Source organism: Actinoplanes flavus (assembly GCF_017592555.1).
GTDB classification, from domain to species: domain Bacteria; phylum Actinomycetota; class Actinomycetes; order Mycobacteriales; family Micromonosporaceae; genus Actinoplanes; species Actinoplanes flavus.
This window is the reverse complement of the sequence record NZ_JAGFNS010000001.1, coordinates 382,664-398,229: the sequence shown is the minus strand read 5'-3', so window position 1 is coordinate 398,229 and position 15,566 is coordinate 382,664. Positions and strand designations below refer to the sequence as shown.

Sequence of the window (15,566 nt, the reverse complement as noted above, 5' to 3'; positions counted from 1 at the left end):
TGGGCGCGGTGTGTGCTGTGTCGGACGCGGCGTGCCTCGCTGGACGCGGTGTGCTGTGTCGGACGCGGCGTGCCTCGCTGGACGCCGCGCGTCCTGCGTCGAGTGCGGCGTGCCTCGCTGGACGCGGTGCGCTGTGTCGGACGCGGCGTGCCTCGCTGGACGCCGCGCGTCCTGCGTCGAGTGCGGCGTGCCTCGCTGGACGCGGTGCGCTGTGTTGGACGCGCCGGTCCTCGCGTTTCGCGCCGCGTCTCGCGTCTCGCGCCGCGTCTCGCGTCTCGCGCCGGGTCTCGCGCCGGGCCTCGCGTCTCGCGCCGCGTCTCGCGTCTCGCGCCTCGCGCCGGGTCTCGCGCCGGGTCTCGCGCCGGGCCTCGCGTCTCGCGCCGGATCTCGCGCCGCGTCTCGCGCCGGGCCCCGCGCCGCGCCTGGCGCGGCGGAAGCCGCCCCCGCCCGCAGTCCGGTGCCGCGTCGGGTCAGCCAAACCCAACATCGGTGATCTTGAACGTTTTGCCACCCGCTGCGGTGGTGAAGCGTTCAAGATCCGATGGGGTTGGGCGGGCACGTGCGGTGTTTCTCGTTGCGCCGTGAATCTTGGGCGGATTGCCACCGGACGCGGTGGGCGAACGTCCAAGATCGGCATGCGGCGGCGAGTGTTGGCGAGTGTTGCTGCTGCGGCGGCGCGGCGGGCCTTTCGGCGAGCGTCCTGCTCACCCCTTCTGCCGTGGATCTTGGACGTCTGACGACCGCGGTAGGTGGTGAGTCGTCCAAGATCTGGTGGGGGGATGTTCGGCGGGTCGTGCTTACGCTTGCTTTTCGGATCTTGAGGCTTTTGCTGCCGGGAGAGGGGGGCGAAGCGTTCAAGAACGGGATGGGGCGGAGGGCGGCGCGGAGTTGGGCCGTTATCTCGGCTGGGCGGTGGCGGACCGCCCAGGCCGGGAAGCGGAGGAGGCGATCGCCGGGGATCCACAGCTCGTTCTGACGGCGCATATCCGCCCACCAATGCTCGACGTCCATGTGCTGGCCACCGTCGATCTCGACGTGCACCCTGGATTCCTCGAAATACGCGTCCAGGTAGTTGCGGCGCCCGTGTGCGCCTCGGCGGGCATGCTGAAGGCGCGGCTCGGGGAGCCCGGCCTGGCGGCAGAGGCGGAGGAAATCGGCTTCGGCCGTCGAGTGCACTCCACCCGAGGACCAGGTGACCGCCTCGGAGATCAATGACCGGCGTTTGGCGCGGGACATCCGGGTGAGAACTGTCCGGACGTCATCGGCGCAGACCAGGCGTTGCTGGAATCCGGCCGCGATGATGGCCCAGGCTCGCTGATCGGAGATCGCCCATTGGGCGGCGTCGACGAGCGACCGGGCCGGCATGGTTCCCGGCGGTCCGCCCATCAGGTGGATGTCCGAGCCGGGCAGGATGCCGGTGCGGTGAACGACGACCCCGTTCGGGGGACCGCTCGGTGTCTTCCCGGCCCGAACCAGCACATCGATTCGATCGGTGAGGAAACCACGGAATCCGACGGTCTCGAGTGCGGACAGGCCACCGAGCAGCGTGTCTTCGCCCGTGCTCAGGACCGCGATCCACCGCCGGGCGTCGCGGCCGATCGGGCCGGTGTGGGCGACATAGATGCCGCGATGTGCGGCCTGCCAACGTCGCGAACTGAGACGCCGTTCCACCATTCGGGCGGAGAGATGTCGCAGCGCCTGCGAGCGGCTGAGGACGCCGGCCTGTCGTGCCAGCAGCTCCCGCAGCGGGGGATCGGTCTCGGCGGACATGGCCGAAAGGTTGCCGTTCCCGGCCGCACCGAACGAACGAATTCCACCGTCCCTGTGGATATCCGTTCCCGGCGGGGTCCTCCTGTGGATGACCGAGTCCGGTGGGGCCCAGCCAGTGAACGGGTGATGTCCAGTGGAGGTTGTTCCGAGGCCCGAGGCGGCCTACTGATGGCGGTGGGGTTTCCGCCGGCGCTGTGGTGTCGTGGGCTGCCGTTTGAGGGTGTTTTCGGGTGCGGGGCGGCCTACTGATGGCGGTGGGGTTTGAGCGGGCGGTGTGGTGTCGTGGGCTGCCGTTTGAGGGTGTTTATCAGGCGCGGGGCGGCCTACTGATGGCGGACCACTACGACGACGACTGGTCGGCGCTGTGGTGGGTGCGCGGTGGGGTTTTCCGCCGGTTGTGTGGTGACGTGGGCAGTGCTTGGAAGTTTTCGGGTGTGGGGCGCCTGCTGACGGCGATGGTGTTGCTTGGGAGCTGTCAGGTGGAGAGGGCGCTCGGTAGAGGCTGGCCACGCGATCAGAGGGCTGTGGTGCCGATGGGTGGTGGTGCGGCGGACGGTGCCGATGGCGGTAGAACAGCGAATAGCCGCTGAACCCTGGGTTCAGCGGCTATTCGGTCAGCCAGAAAGGCTCGGTCAGGCGCGGACGACCTTGCCGGCCTTGATGCACGAGGTGCAGACCTTGAGCTTCTTGGTGGTCCCGCCACCGGCCGGGGTGCGCACCGACTGGATGTTCGGGTTCCAGCGGCGGTTGGTCCGCCGGTGCGAGTGGGACACGTTGTGGCCGAAGCCCGGTCCCTTGCCACAGACGTCGCACACGCTAGCCACGGGATACTCCTGGGTTTGATACGAAACTGACCTGATCCAGCAACCGGAACTCATCTGATCCAGAAACTGGAGGCGCCCAGGGAAAGCAAGCATCGCCCAGGCAACCCGGCAAGGTTACCCGATCCCCGGCCGGGGGAGCCAATCGCCCCCGGCCAGCGTGCGTGCCCCGCGATTGTCGGGGGTCGCAAGTACGATTTTCGCGTGCTGGAGACCCTCGATGCCGCCGCGGTACGCCGCTGGTGCGATGGTGGGCTGGAGGCACTTCGGGCGCATCAGCGTGAGATCGACGATCTGAACGTCTACCCGGTGCCCGACGGTGACACCGGCACCAACCTTGTCCTCACCCTGACGGCCGCGCACGAGGCGGTGGCCGGTCCGGTGGATCCGGAGCCGGGGCCGGAGGGCACGACCGCGGTGGCCCGGCTGATGCGCCGGATGGCCCGTGGCGCCCTGCTCGGCGCCCGGGGTAACTCCGGTGTCATCGTCTCGCAGATTCTGCGCGGCATGGCCGACGCCTTCGCGGCCGCTGTCGCGGTGCGCGGCGGTGAGCTGGCCCGCGCCTTGCGGACGGCGACGGACGCCGCGTACGCCGCGGTGGCCCGTCCGGTCGAGGGCACCGTGCTGTCGGTGGTGGCCGCGGCGGCCGAGGGCGCCGGGCGGACCAGGTCCGACGACCTGGCCACCGTGGCCCGGGCGGCCGCGCGGGCCGCCGCCGAGGCGCTCGAGCGCACCCCGCAGCAGCTGCCGGTGCTCGCCCGCGCGGGCGTGGTCGACGCCGGCGGACGCGGCCTCTGCCTCCTGCTCGACGCCCTGGTCGAGGTGGTCGCCGGCCGCGACGCGCCTCCGGCGGTGTCTGGCGGCGATACGCGTCCGGTGGTGTCCGATGGTGATGCGCGTCCGGTGGTGTCTGGCGGCGACACGCGTTCGGTGGTGTCTGGCGGCGACACGCGTCCGGTGGTGTCTGGCGGCGACACGCGTCCGCTGATGCCCGGTGGTGATGCGCCCCCGGCGGTGCCCGGTGGTGATGCGCCCTCGGTGGTGCCTGGTGGCGATGCCCCCTCGGTGGTGCCCAGCGGCGAAAAGGTGACCGCTCATGGCGGCGCACACGCGGTGGTCGCCAACGGCCCGGCATCGTCTGATTCCGGAAGCGGCGATCCGGCGGACCCGGATCGAGCCGTCCGCACCACGCCGGCCGCCCCGATCGGCGGCCCGGCGTCGACCGCTGAGCCGCTGGTTCGCAGCGGCCCGGTGGTTCAGGAAGATCCGAACCGATGGCCGGGCCGGGAGAACACAGCCCAGGCGGTTCCAGCGGGCGAGAACCAGGCGGTCCGGGCGGGAGAGACCCCGGCAGGTCAGGAATATCCGGGCCAGACGGCCTGGATGGGCGATGATCAGGCAATTGAACCAAACGGGGAGCAATCGACCCGAGTGGGCGAGGGCCATGCGATTCGGGCAAGCAATGAGCAAGCGGATCGGGTAGGCGAGGGGCAAGCGGCCCGGGCAGGCGAAGGGCACGCGGTTCGGGCGGGCGAGGGCCAGGCGGTTCGGGCGGGCGATGAGCAAGCGGATCGGGTAGGCGAGGGGCACGCGGCCCGGGTAGGCGAGGGGCACGCGGCCCGGGTAGGCGAGGATCAGGCGATTCGGGTAGGCGAGGGGCACGCGGCCCGGGTAGGCGAAGGTCAGGCGGTTCGGGCAAGCGATGAGCAAGCGGATCGGGCAGGCGAGAGTCAGGCGATTCGGGTAGGCGAGGGGCACGCGGTTCGGGCGGGTGAGGGGCAAACGGCAGGCGAAGGCCAGCTCGGCCGGGCAGGTGAGGGCCGCGCGGTCTGGAGAGGCGAAGGCTGGGGGGGCCCGGCCCACGAGGACGAGTGCGCCGGTTACGGGTTCGAGGTGCAATACCTGCTGGAGGCCACCGAGGAGGCCGTGTCCCGGCTGCGCGGCATCCTGGACGGCCTGGGTGACTCTCTCGTCGTCGTGGGCACCGGCGACGGCGACCCCCCGACGTGGAACGTGCATGTCCACGTCACCGACGTCGGCCCGGCGATCGAGGCGGGTGTCGAGGCGGGCCGTCCGTTCCGGATCCGGGTGACTCCGCTGGTGGGCCACCGTCCCGGCCCTGATCGGCGGGCCGCCGTGGTGGTCGCGGCCGGGGACGGGCTGACGGCTCTCTTCGAGGCGGAGGGCGCCGTCGTCGTGGACCGTAATCCGTCCACCGCCGAGTTGCTGGCGGCTGTGCACTCGACCGGCGCGGGTTCGGTGGTGCTGCTGCCCAATGACGCGAACACGCAGGCGGTCGCCGTCTCGGCCGCGCGGGAGGCGGAGGCCGCTGGCGTCCGTGTCAGTGTGGTGCCGACCCGTTCGCCGGTGCAGGCGCTGGCCGCGCTGGCGGTGCGGGACGAGCAGCGCCCGTTCGCCGACGATGTGATCGCGATGGCCGAGGCGGCCGGCGCCTGCCGGTACGGCGAGGTCTGCACCGCGCAGCGGGACGCTCTCACGGTGGCCGGCCCGTGCCGGGCGGGTGACCTGCTGGGCCTGGTCGACGGCGAGGTGCACGTGATCGGCGGCGACCTGACCGAGGTGAGTCACCGCCTGCTGGACCGGATGCTGGGTGGGGGCGGGGAGTTGGTCACCCTGGTGCTGGGTGCGGCCGCCCCGCCGGGCCTGGAGGCGGATCTGCGTGGCCACGTGCACCGCACCTGGCCGTTCATCGAGTTGCAGTGCTACGCCGGCGGCCAGCCCCGGTACCACCTGTTGGCAGGAGTCGAATGACCACCACGGACACCCCGCTGACCAAGGTTCTGGGTGCGAAGACCGCGAAGGCCTTGGCGGATCACCTCGATCTGCATACGGCCGGTGATCTGATCTACCACTTCCCCCGACGGTACGACGAGCGCGGCGAGCACACCGACCTGCGCAGCCTGAAGGTGGACGAGCAGGTCACCCTGCTGTGCCAGGTGCAGGGGATCAATGTGAAGCCGATGCGCCAGCGCCGCGGCAACATGCTCGAGGTGACCATCGGCGACGGCTCCGGGGCGACGCTGACCTGCACCTTCTTCAATCAGGCGTGGCGGGAGCGGGAGCTGCGCAAGGGTGTGTGGGGGCTGTTCGCCGGGAAGGTGACCGAGTTCCGCGGCAAGCGCCAGCTGAACGGCCCGGCCTATCAGCTGCTCAGCGCCGACGCCACGCAGGACGACGCGGCCGCCGAGATCGAGGAGTTCGCGGGCGCCCTGATCCCGGTCTACCCGGCGGCGCAGGCGGTGCCGACGTGGGTGATCGCCAAGTGTGTGCGGACGCTGCTGGACACGTTCGAGCCGCCGCCGGACCCGATGCCGGCCGAGGTGCGGGCGAAACGGAACCTCACCGGCATCAGCACGGCGTTGCGGGAGATCCACCGGCCGAGCTCGGAGGAGGCGCTGTACCGGGCGAAGCACCGTCTCAAGTGGGACGAGGCCTTCGCCGTACAGTTGACGCTCGTGCAACGCCGGGCACGTGCGGCCGCGGCTCCCGGCACCGCCCGGCCTCGCGTGCAGGCCGGGTTGCTGGCGAGGTTCGACGCCGGTCTGCCCTATGAGCTGACCGAGGGTCAGCGTCAGGTGGGTGAGGAGATCGCGGCCGACCTGTCCCGGCCGCATCCGATGCACCGGCTGTTGCAGGGTGAGGTGGGTTCCGGCAAGACGCTGGTGTCGGTGCGCGCGATGCTCCAGGTGGTGGACGCGGGCGGGCAGGCCGCCCTGCTCGCGCCGACCGAGGTCCTGGCCACCCAGCATTTCCGCGGGATCAGCGCCCAGTTGGGCGCGCTGGGCCGGGCCGGTGAGCTGGACGGTGATCCCGAGGGCACCCGGTTGACGCTGGTCACCGGGTCGCTGGGGGCGGCGGCCCGGCGTGCCGCGCTGGCCGAGGTGGCGGACGGGCGTGCCGGCATCGTCGTGGGCACGCACGCTCTGCTGTACGAGGGTGTCGACTTCAAGGATCTCGGCCTGGTGGTGGTGGACGAGCAGCACCGGTTCGGGGTGGAGCAGCGGGACGCGCTGCGCGCCAAGGCGGCCCGGCCACCGCACGTGCTGGTGATGACGGCCACCCCGATTCCGCGCACGGTGGCCATGACGGTCTACGGCGACCTGGAGACCTCGGTCCTGTCTCAGCTGCCGCGCGGCCGTTCGCCGATCGCCTCGCATGTCGTCCCCGGCGACAACCAGGCGTACGTGAACCGCACCTGGCAGCGGATCAAGGAGGAGGTTCGGGCCGGCCATCAGGCGTATGTGGTGTGTCCCCGGATCGGCGAGGGCCCGGAGGACGAGGAGTCCCCGCCGAAGGACGCCGAGCCGGCCCGCCGCCCGCCGCTGGCGGTGACCGAGGTCCTGCCGCTGCTGCGCGACCAGTACCTGCACGGTCTGCGGATCGACATGCTGCACGGGAAGATGCCGCCGGACGAGAAGGACGCGGTGATGCGCCGGTTCGCGGCCGGTGACCTGGACGTGCTGGTGGCGACCACGGTGATCGAGGTGGGCGTGGACGTGCCGAACTCGACGGTGATGCTGATCCTGGACGCCGACCGGTTCGGTGTCTCCCAGCTGCACCAGTTGCGCGGCCGGGTGGGGCGTGGTTCGGCGCCCGGCATCTGCCTGCTGCACAGCGAGGCCGCGGAGGGGTCGGCGGCGCGGGAGCGGCTGGACGCGGTGGCCTCGACGACGGACGGTTTCAAGCTGTCCGAGATCGACCTGGAGCAGCGCCGGGAGGGTGACGTGCTGGGCGCGTCGCAGTCCGGCAAGCATTCGCACCTGCGGCTGTTGTCGCTGCTGCGGGACGAGAAGCTGATCAAGGAGGCGCGGGCGGAGGCGTCCGCGCTGATCGGCGACGACCCCGACCTGTCCCGTTACCCGGCGCTGGCGGCCTCGGTCGCCGCGCTGGTCGACGAGGATCGCGCCGAGTACCTGGAGAAGGGTTGATCTTTCATCTCTGCCCTCGCGACGCGTGGGCCAAGGCCACCACGGAAGGCTTCGTCCCGGTCGGGCCGGAGGGTTTCATCCACTGCTCCCCGGCGGACTGGGTGCACGTCCCGGCCACGCTGCTCTTCCGCGGGCGTACCGATCTGCTGCTGTTGGAGATCGACGAGGAGCTTCTCGACGTGCCGGTCGTCTGGGAGGACGGTGTCCCACCGGAGCCGGACGGACGGCAGTTCCCGCACATCTACGGCGGGTTGAAGGTGGGCGCGGTGGTGGCCGTTCACGACTATCCACCGCGCCCGGACGGTTCTTTCCCGGAGTGGGCCGGGCGGTAACGGAAAGGGCGCGCCGACCGCAGTCGACGCGCCCTTTCATGGTGCTGTGGATCAGGCGGTGAACTTCACCTTGCGGCGACGCGCCATGACGAAGAGCAGACCACCGATGGCCAGCAGCGCGGCGGCACCGCCGGCGATGCCACCCGCGGCGGCGCCGGTGAGCGGCAGCTCCGGCTCCTCACTGTCGTCCTCGCAGCCCGCGGGCTCGACGTAGTCGACCTTCACGGTCTCCGAGTAGGTCTCGCCCTCGTAGGTGACCGTGATCGTCAGGTTGACGAAGAAGCCCTCCTTGGCGGAGAACGTCTCCGAGCCCTTGGTGCCGGGGGCGATGGTGCGCTCGCGCTTCTCGCCCTTGCTGGTCTCGTAGCCCAGCTTGATCGGCAGGCTGTCCTTCGGGTTGTCGAACCCGATGGTCATCGTGTCGCAGGTGAGCTCGAAGATCGGCTCGGGCTCGCCGGGCAGGTCGTCCGGAATCTCCGGCTCCTCGGACGGCAGGCTGGGGCTCGGCGACGGGGAGGACGGCGACGGCGAGGCCGGCGGCTCCTCCTTGTCCTTGTCGCAGGTGCCCTCGAAGGTCGCGGTGTTCTCGCGCGGGAGGTCCTTGTGCCCGTTGTCGAACTCGACCTCGACGCCCAGACGGGCGAAGTTCTTGTCGCCGCTGACGCGCTGGGTCGCCGTGATCGCCTTGTTGGTGTCGTACTCCTTGCCGACCTCGTAGTCGGGGAGCTCGACCTCCTTGACCGGGTTGCCCTCTTCGGCCTTCACGGCGTTGAAGCGGAACTTCTCGACGCCGTCGGGGGCGTTACCGGTGACGGTCCAGGTGACGACCCAGTCGCCGGTCTTGGTGTCGCAGTCCGTCGAGTAACCGATGACGCTGTCGGTGGCGTACGCCGGGGAGGCGGCCACCGCGACTCCGGCCAGGCCGAGGACGGCGCCGGCAGCCAGACCGGCCACGCGGCGGAGCGGGGATTTAGACAGGTTCACGCCTTCTCCTGTGAAAGGGGTTCGGGAGCGCGTGGGAGGCGGCCGACTGTCGCTGGTGGATGGAAACCGATCCAGAGACGACGCCTAACCCCGCGGCTGCCCGACCCTAGCCATTCCAGGAGATCAAAGAAACGTCTCAGCGCTCGCTAAGGAGCTTGTTGCAGATCTGTGATCTTCGTTTTACCGAACGGAACCGTATCGTCGCGCGTCGTGCCCGTGACGAGGGAATTGTTCACGCGAAGGTGGCTCACGCCGGGTGGTGAAGTAGCGTCCCCTTTGATGACCAGGATTATCGCGGGTGCGCACGGCGGCCGTCGGCTGTCCGCTCCGTCCGGCGCGCACACGAGGCCCACATCGGACCGGGTGCGGGAGGCGTTCTTCAGCTCACTGGAGACGATGACCGATCTGTCCGGCTCGCGGTTCGCCGACCTGTACGCCGGATCCGGCGCCGTCGGCCTGGAGGCGCTGTCCCGCGGCGCCGACCACGCGCTGCTCGTCGAGTCGGACGCCAAGGCCGCCCGGGTGGTGCGGGACAACATCGTGTCCCTGCGGGTCGGTTCGGCCGCCCGGCTGGTCACCGGCAAGGTCGTGCAGGTCCTCGGCGACCCGCCGGCCGGTGGGCCGTACGACGTGGTGTTCGCCGACCCGCCGTACGCGCTCGGTGACGACGAGATCGACACCGTCCAGGAGGAACTGGTGGCCAACGGCTGGCTGGCGCCCGGCGCCGTGGTGATCTTCGAGCGGTCCACCCGGGGTGGACCGTTGAGCTGGGTGGACGGTCTGGCGGGCGACCGTACCCGGCGTTATGGCGAGACCACGCTTTGGTACGGTCGCCGATCATGAGACGAGCGGTGTGTCCCGGCTCCTTCGACCCGGTCACCAACGGGCACCTCGACATCATCGGACGGGCCAGCCGGCTCTTCGACGAGGTCATCATCGGAGTCCTCATCAACCAGTCGAAGACCGGCCTGTTCACCATCGACGAGCGTCTCGAGATGCTCGGCGAGGCGACGGCGCAGTACAGCAACGTCCGGGTGGCGTCCTTCCACGGCCTGCTGGTCGACTTCTGCCGGGACCAGGGCGCGGCCGTGGTCGTCAAGGGGCTCCGCGCGGTCAGCGACTTCGACTACGAGTTGCAGATGGCGCAGATGAACATCGGGCTCTCCGGTGTGGAGACCCTGTTCATGCCGACCAACCCGCTCTACTCGTTCCTGTCGTCGAGCCTGGTCAAAGACGTGGTCAAGTGGGGTGGCGACGCCTCCTCCTACCTTCCCGACAATGTGCTGGCCCGCCTCGTGGGTCGGTTGAAGCAGAATTAGGCGGCGGCGAAGTAACGTGATCGCACCACGCTGGGTGGCGGTTCGACGACGGGAGTGAGGCACGGTGGATCCGCTCGACCGCATCGACGAGATCATCGACCTTGTGCAGGACGCGCGCTCCGTACCCATGTCCCGGACGAACTTCATGTTCGACCGCGCCGAGATGATCGACCGCCTCGAGATCCTCCGCTCCGAACTGCCCGAGGCGCTGCGCCGCGCGGCCGCGGTCCTGGACGAGCGCGACCGGATCGTCGACGCCGGCCGCCGCGAGGCCGACCGGATCGTCAGCGAGGGTGAGACGGAGCACGCCCGGCTCGTCTCCGTGAACGAGATCACCGTCTCGGCCGAGCACGAGGGCGCCCGGATCATCGCCGAGGCGCGGACCGAGGCGCAGCGTCTGCGTGAGGAGGTCGACGACTACGTCGACACCGCGCTGGCCAACTTCGAGCAGTTCCTGACCCGGGCGCTGGCGTCGATCGAGCGGGGACGTGACAAGATGCACGCGCTCCGCGAGATCGGTACCTTCCAGGGTGAGGATGCCGAGCGCCCGTTGCCGTTCTGACCGCAGCCCGATTCGACGACGTCCGACAAGCTCAGGTAATGTTTTCGGTCGGCCTACCATGGCTGAGGAATCACGATGCCCAAGTCACCGCAGAGTCACCTGGACCCCAGGCAGCCGCTGGTCGTCGACACGACGAAGCTCCCCCGGCAGCCTGGTGCGACGCGTGCCCTGAAACGGGTGGTGCCGGCCCCGGCGGACCTCGGCCTGGAGCTGATCTCGGTCCCCGAGGGCTCCGATCTCACGGTCGATGCGACCCTGACGTCGGTCTCCGAGGGGGTCTACGTCAGTGGCACCGTCAGCGGCTCGCTCACCGGCGAGTGCGGGCGTTGCCTCAACGAGATCGACAAGTCGTTCGAGGTCTCGATCGCGGAGCTGTTCGCCTACGCGGACAGCACCACGGAGGAGACCACCGACGAGGACGAGGTCGGCCGGATGCAGGGCGACCTGCTCGACCTGGAGCCGGCGGTGCGGGACGCGATCGTCCTGACTCTGCCGACCAATCCGCTCTGCCGGCCGGACTGCCCAGGGTTGTGCCCCGAGTGTGGGGTGCATTTCGACGACCTCCCGGCTGATCACAGCCATGGGGAAGTCGACCCCCGCTGGGCCGCTTTGCGCAATCTGTCAAAAAACGAGGAGTAGGAACCGTGGCCGTCCCCAAGCGCAAGATGTCGCGCAGCAACACCCGCTCGCGCCGGGCGAACTGGAAGGCGACCGCGGTGGTTACCGCGGCCTGCTCCCAGTGCAAGTCGCCGAAGCTGCCGCACGCCGCCTGTGGCGTCTGCGGCACCTACAACGGCCGTCAGGTCCTCGAGGTCTGACGTCGCGCGTGACTCGCCCGATCATCGGGCGGGTCGTGCCCGAGCGGTGGCGAACCACCGGTGCCACGGCTCCCGGACAGCGCACTGTCGGGGAGCCGGGCACCGCGCGGATCGCCGTCGACCTCCTCGGCGGGGACCAGGCTCCCGCCGTCGTGGTTGACGGCGCTCTGCGCGCTTGCCGGGCCGATCCGTCCCTCCACCTGACTCTCGTCGGTCCGGCCGATGCCGCCGACGCGGTGCTCGCCGCCCTGAAACCGGGCGACCGGCGCCGGATCACCACCGCCATCACGCCCACCGACACCGTCAACGGCGCGATGGCCGCCGTCGCCCAGGGCCGCGCCGACGCGCTGGTCTCCGCCGGCGACACCCGGGCCACGGTTCTCGCCGCCGCCCGCGAGCTGGGCCGCTGGCCCGGCATTCGACGTCCGGCCCTGGCCGCCGTGCTGCCCACCGTGGCCGGCCGGGTGGTCCTGCTCGACGTCGGCTCCAGCGTCGACCCGGACGAGGAGACCCTCGCCTGGCACGCCCGGCTCGGGGCCGCGTACGCCGCGGTCGTCCACCGGGTCCCCGCGCCCCGCGTCGGCCTGCTCACCATCGGCACCGAGCCCGGCAAGGGCGACCGCCTGCGCCGCGCCCTGCCCAACCTGCTCGTCGATCTGCCGCTGCCCGGCGGCGCCCGCTACGCCGGACTGGTCGAGGGCGGCGACATCGTCCTGGGCCGCGCCGCCGACGTGGTGGTGACCGACGGTTTCACCGGAAACGTGCTTCTGAAAGGCCTGGAGACGGCGTACGCCCTGACCCGGCCACCCTCCCCGGACAAGACTCCGCCACCCCGTGCCGCGCTGCTGCTCGGGGTGTCCGGCACGGTCGTGGTCTGCCACGGCGCCGCCGCCGGCCCGGATCTCGCCGCGGGCATCGCGCTCGCGGCCGACCTGCACCGCCGCGCCTCGGTCGCGGCGATCGCCGATCTGCTGAGGTACAGCGAGGTATCGCATGATTGACAAGCGCCGTCGTCCGTCCACCGAGCCACTCGAGGAGGCGTTCGGTGTCCCGTTCAAGCCGGAGCTGCTGGAACGGGCGCTGACCCACCGGTCGTACGCGTACGAGAACGGGGGTCTCCCGACCAACGAGCGCCTGGAGTTCCTGGGCGACTCGGTGCTCGGCGTGGTGATCACGTCGGCGCTCTTCCACAACCACCCGGATCTGCCCGAGGGGCAGCTCGCCAAGCTGCGGGCCAGCGTGGTCAACATGCACGCGCTCGCCGACGTGGCCCGCGGCCTGGGCCCGGCCGGGCTCGGCCCGCACCTGCTGCTCGGCAAGGGTGAGGAGACCACCGGCGGGCGGGACAAGGCGAGCATCCTGGCCGACACGCTGGAGGCCCTGCTCGGCGCCATCTACCTGGAGCACGGCCTGGAGATCGCCGGTGAGGTGATCCACCGGCTGTTCGATCCGCTGATGGCCGAGTCGGCCGGCCGGGGCGCGGCCCTGGATTGGAAGACCAGCCTCCAGGAGCTGACCGCGGCGCTCGGCCTGGGCGTGCCGGACTACGAGATCGAGGACTCCGGCCCGGATCACGCCAAGACCTTCACGGCCTGGGTGGTGGTGGCCGGCGAGCGTTACGGCGGCTCCGAGGGCCGCAGCAAGAAGCAGGCCGAGCAGCGGGCCGCGGCGGCGGCGTGGCGGACGCTCACCGAGCAGGCCGAGAAGACCGAGTCGTGACCGCCATAGCGGAGGAAGAAGAGACGAAAGAGTCCGCCCTATGGGATAAAGCGGGCGGGTGGAACGGGGTCCTCGCCGCGGTGGGGATCCTCGCCCTCACCCGGGTCGGCCAGCTCATCATGATCGCCTGGCTGGGCGGCGCCACCGACCAGCCGAGGACCGTCTGGGAGCGCCTCCTCGTCTGGGACGCCGGCTGGTTCCTCCGGGTCGCCGTCGACGGCTACCCCGAGGGCTACACCTACAGCGACACCGGCCAGCTGGAGGGCAACGAGCTCGCCTTCTTCCCGGTCTACCCGATCCTCATCCGGGCCGGCGCCGCGATCGGCATCGAACCCCGTTCGGCCGCGCTCGGCGTGGCCTGGCTCGCCTCGATCGCCGCCGCGATCGCGCTGCACCTGCTCGGCACCAGCCTCTACAGCAAGCGGGCCGGATGGGCGCTGGTGGCGATCTGCTTCACGGCGCCGGCGTCCGTGGTGCTGTCCATGGCGTACTCGGAAAGTCTCTTCATCGCCCTGGTCGCCGGCATGTTCGTGGCCGCGCACCGCCGGGTGTGGTGGGCCGCCGGCCTGCTCGGCCTGGCCACCGCGCTGACCCGGCCGACCGGCGCCGCCGCCGCGCTCGGGCTCGCCGTGGCCGCCCTGCTCGCGCTCCGCGACGGCGACCGGCCGAAGTGGAAGCCGCTGGCCGCCGCGGCCGCCGCGCTCGCCGGGGTGCCGCTCTACCTGGGCTGGGTCGCCTACCGGGTGGGCGAGCTGGACGCCTGGTTCAAGATCCAGACGGCGGGGTGGGGCACCTCGTTCGACTACGGCGAGAGCACCGGGAAGTTCCTCTGGACGACGCTGCGCGAGGGCGACGGCTGGATCCCGCTCAGCGTCGCGTTCATCCTGCTGGCGGCCCTCGTGGCGGCCGGGGTGGCACTGGCGGGGAAGCCGTGGCCGCCGCTGGTCGTCTACGGCGTGGTGGCGATGATCCTCGTCTACGGGCAGGCCGGCTTCTACCACTCCAAGCCACGGCTGCTGCTGCCCGTACTGTTGACGCTGCTGCCGGCCGTCGTGGCCGCCGCCCGCGCCCGCCCCCGGGTCGCGGTCCTGTCGATCGCCGCCTGGGCGCTGTTCGGTCTCTACTACGGCGCCTACCTGGTGACCGTCTGGCCGTACACGTTGTAAAGGACACCGCCAGTGCCCGAGCTTCCCGAGGTCGAGACCGTCCGCATGGGCCTGGCCAAGTGGGTGACCGGCCGCACCATCGCCACCGCCGAGGTGCTGCATCCCCGGGCCATCCGCCGCCATCTGCCCGGCGACGCCCACTTCTCGGCGGTGCTCGCCGACCGGACCGTGCTGGACATCTCCCGCCGCGGGAAGTATTTGTGGCTGCCGCTCGACTCCGGCGACGCGATCGTCGGCCACCTCGGCATGAGCGGCCAGCTGCTCATGCAGCCCGCCGAGGCCGCCGACGAGAAGCACCTGCGGATCCGCTTCACCTTCACCGACGGCGGCCCGCAGCTGCGCTTCGTGGACCAGCGCACCTTCGGCGGCCTGTCGGTCTCCGAGGGCGGCGCCGAGTTGCCCGCCGAGATCTCCCACATCGCCCGCGACCCGATGGACCCGCTCTTCGACGACGCGGCGTTCACGGCCCGCATCCGGGGCCGCCACACCGAGGTGAAACGGGCGCTCCTCGACCAGACCCTGATCTCCGGCATCGGCAACATCTACGCCGACGAGGCCCTGTGGCGTGCCGGACTGCACGGCGCCCGCCCCACCGACCAGCTCACCCGCCCCGCGGTCGGGCGGCTGCTCGGCCACGTCCGCGACGTCCTGTCCGAGGCCATCGTGGCCGGCGGCACCAGCTTCGACGAGCTCTACGTCAACGTGAACGGCGAGAGCGGCTATTTCGACCGCTCCCTCAACGCCTACGGCCGCGAGAACGAGCCCTGCCACCGCTGCGGCGCGATCATCCGCCGCGAGCACTTCATGAACCGCTCCTCGTTCAGTTGCCCTCGCTGCCAACCGAGACCCCGCAAAACCCTTTGACCGGTACGCGCGAGGCCGCCCCCGACCGCACCTTCCCCGTCCCGCCCTGCCACGCGACCTGACCGCGGCTCCAGCCTGTGCCGCCCCCGCCGGGCTGAGCTGCCCACTCACCCTCACCGCGCCCCCGGGAGTCACCGCGCCTATCGGCGCTGCCCCATCCCGTGGGCGCTGCCCCACCCCGTGGGGGGGGGGGGGGGGGGGGGGGGGGGGCGGCCCGGGGGGGGGGGGGGGGGGGGGGGGCCGGGGGGGGGGCCCCCCCCGC

The 15,566-nt window shown here is 71.0% G+C and carries 15 protein-coding genes; 12 read left to right on the top strand and 3 right to left on the bottom strand.

What is annotated here, in order from left to right:
- Nucleotides 1-531: 531 nt before the first annotated feature.
- Nucleotides 532-1,770, bottom strand: coding sequence for a putative endonuclease domain-containing protein (locus J5X75_RS01825; protein WP_208465390.1), 1,239 nt, complete (start codon nt 1,768-1,770; stop codon nt 532-534).
- Between the two features lie 632 nt (nt 1,771-2,402).
- On the bottom strand, nt 2,403-2,594 hold the full coding sequence (gene rpmB, locus J5X75_RS01820; protein WP_026207002.1) for a 50S ribosomal protein L28: 192 nt from the start codon (nt 2,592-2,594) through the stop codon (nt 2,403-2,405).
- A 201-nt stretch (nt 2,595-2,795) separates the two neighbouring features.
- Here rpmB and J5X75_RS43855 point away from each other — a divergent pair, with 201 nt between their 5' ends.
- The 3 genes from J5X75_RS43855 to J5X75_RS01795 are packed head-to-tail and all read left to right on the top strand — an operon-like array spanning nt 2,796 to nt 7,872.
- Nucleotides 2,796-5,363: a DAK2 domain-containing protein gene (locus J5X75_RS43855; protein WP_307797886.1), complete on the top strand. Its 2,568-nt coding sequence runs from the start codon at nt 2,796-2,798 to the stop codon at nt 5,361-5,363.
- Nucleotides 5,360-7,540 carry an ATP-dependent DNA helicase RecG gene (gene recG, locus J5X75_RS01800; RefSeq protein WP_208465388.1) on the top strand — a complete coding sequence of 727 codons (2,181 nt, stop codon included), beginning with the start codon at nt 5,360-5,362 and terminating at the stop codon, nt 7,538-7,540. Before J5X75_RS43855 ends, recG begins: the two co-directional genes overlap by 4 nt.
- Nucleotides 7,537-7,872 (top strand): DUF952 domain-containing protein, encoded by a 336-nt coding sequence (locus J5X75_RS01795; RefSeq protein ID WP_208465387.1) that lies wholly within the window; start codon nt 7,537-7,539, stop codon nt 7,870-7,872. The genes recG and J5X75_RS01795 overlap by 4 nt, the downstream gene beginning before the upstream one ends.
- Before the next feature lie 51 nt (nt 7,873-7,923).
- Here J5X75_RS01795 and J5X75_RS01790 read toward each other — a convergent pair whose 3' ends face one another.
- Nucleotides 7,924-8,856, bottom strand: coding sequence for an LPXTG cell wall anchor domain-containing protein (locus tag J5X75_RS01790; protein ID WP_208465386.1), 933 nt, complete (start codon nt 8,854-8,856; stop codon nt 7,924-7,926).
- A gap of 279 nt (nt 8,857-9,135) precedes the next feature.
- Between J5X75_RS01790 and rsmD the strand changes: the two genes are divergently transcribed.
- The 9 genes from rsmD to mutM all read left to right on the top strand — a co-directional run bounded on the left by rsmD (nt 9,136) and on the right by mutM (nt 15,304).
- The gene (gene rsmD, locus J5X75_RS01785) at nt 9,136-9,699 is read left to right on the top strand and encodes a 16S rRNA (guanine(966)-N(2))-methyltransferase RsmD (RefSeq protein WP_208465385.1); all 564 of its coding nucleotides are present in this window, start codon (nt 9,136-9,138) and stop codon (nt 9,697-9,699) included.
- Nucleotides 9,696-10,175, top strand: coding sequence for a pantetheine-phosphate adenylyltransferase (gene coaD / locus J5X75_RS01780; protein WP_188119493.1), 480 nt, complete (start codon nt 9,696-9,698; stop codon nt 10,173-10,175). Before rsmD ends, coaD begins: the two co-directional genes overlap by 4 nt.
- 64 nt (nt 10,176-10,239) lie before the next feature.
- Nucleotides 10,240-10,737, top strand: a complete 498-nt coding sequence (locus tag J5X75_RS01775; protein ID WP_208465384.1) for an ATP synthase subunit B family protein — start codon at nt 10,240-10,242, stop codon at nt 10,735-10,737.
- A 75-nt stretch (nt 10,738-10,812) separates the two neighbouring features.
- The gene (locus J5X75_RS01770; protein WP_208465383.1) at nt 10,813-11,376 is read left to right on the top strand and encodes a YceD family protein; all 564 of its coding nucleotides are present in this window, start codon (nt 10,813-10,815) and stop codon (nt 11,374-11,376) included.
- 5 nt (nt 11,377-11,381) lie between these two features.
- Nucleotides 11,382-11,555, top strand: a complete 174-nt coding sequence (gene rpmF / locus J5X75_RS01765; RefSeq protein ID WP_043527495.1) for a 50S ribosomal protein L32 — start codon at nt 11,382-11,384, stop codon at nt 11,553-11,555.
- Nucleotides 11,556-11,590: 35 nt separating this feature from the next.
- The gene (locus J5X75_RS01760; RefSeq protein ID WP_307797900.1) at nt 11,591-12,556 is read left to right on the top strand and encodes a phosphate acyltransferase PlsX; all 966 of its coding nucleotides are present in this window, start codon (nt 11,591-11,593) and stop codon (nt 12,554-12,556) included.
- Nucleotides 12,549-13,274 carry a ribonuclease III gene (rnc, locus tag J5X75_RS01755; protein WP_208465381.1) on the top strand — a complete coding sequence of 242 codons (726 nt, stop codon included), beginning with the start codon at nt 12,549-12,551 and terminating at the stop codon, nt 13,272-13,274. The genes J5X75_RS01760 and rnc overlap by 8 nt, the downstream gene beginning before the upstream one ends.
- Nucleotides 13,271-14,440: a mannosyltransferase family protein gene (locus J5X75_RS01750; RefSeq protein ID WP_208465379.1), complete on the top strand. Its 1,170-nt coding sequence runs from the start codon at nt 13,271-13,273 to the stop codon at nt 14,438-14,440. Before rnc ends, J5X75_RS01750 begins: the two co-directional genes overlap by 4 nt.
- A gap of 12 nt (nt 14,441-14,452) precedes the next feature.
- Entirely contained in the window at nt 14,453-15,304 is an 852-nt protein-coding gene (gene mutM / locus J5X75_RS01745; RefSeq protein WP_208465377.1) for a bifunctional DNA-formamidopyrimidine glycosylase/DNA-(apurinic or apyrimidinic site) lyase, read from the top strand.
- Nucleotides 15,305-15,566: the final 262 nt, after the last annotated feature.

Excerpts from the sequence above, each read along its gene's own strand:
- J5X75_RS01825 (WP_208465390.1), bottom strand. The coding sequence starts at position 1,770 with ATGTCCGCCGAGACCGATCCCCCGCTGCGGGAGCTGCTGGCACGACAG.
- recG (WP_208465388.1), top strand. The coding sequence starts at position 5,360 with ATGACCACCACGGACACCCCGCTGACCAAGGTTCTGGGTGCGAAGACC.
- rsmD (WP_208465385.1), top strand. The coding sequence starts at position 9,136 with ATGACCAGGATTATCGCGGGTGCGCACGGCGGCCGTCGGCTGTCCGCT.
- coaD (WP_188119493.1), top strand. The coding sequence starts at position 9,696 with ATGAGACGAGCGGTGTGTCCCGGCTCCTTCGACCCGGTCACCAACGGG.
- J5X75_RS01770 (WP_208465383.1), top strand. The coding sequence starts at position 10,813 with ATGCCCAAGTCACCGCAGAGTCACCTGGACCCCAGGCAGCCGCTGGTC.
- rnc (WP_208465381.1), top strand. The coding sequence starts at position 12,549 with ATGATTGACAAGCGCCGTCGTCCGTCCACCGAGCCACTCGAGGAGGCG.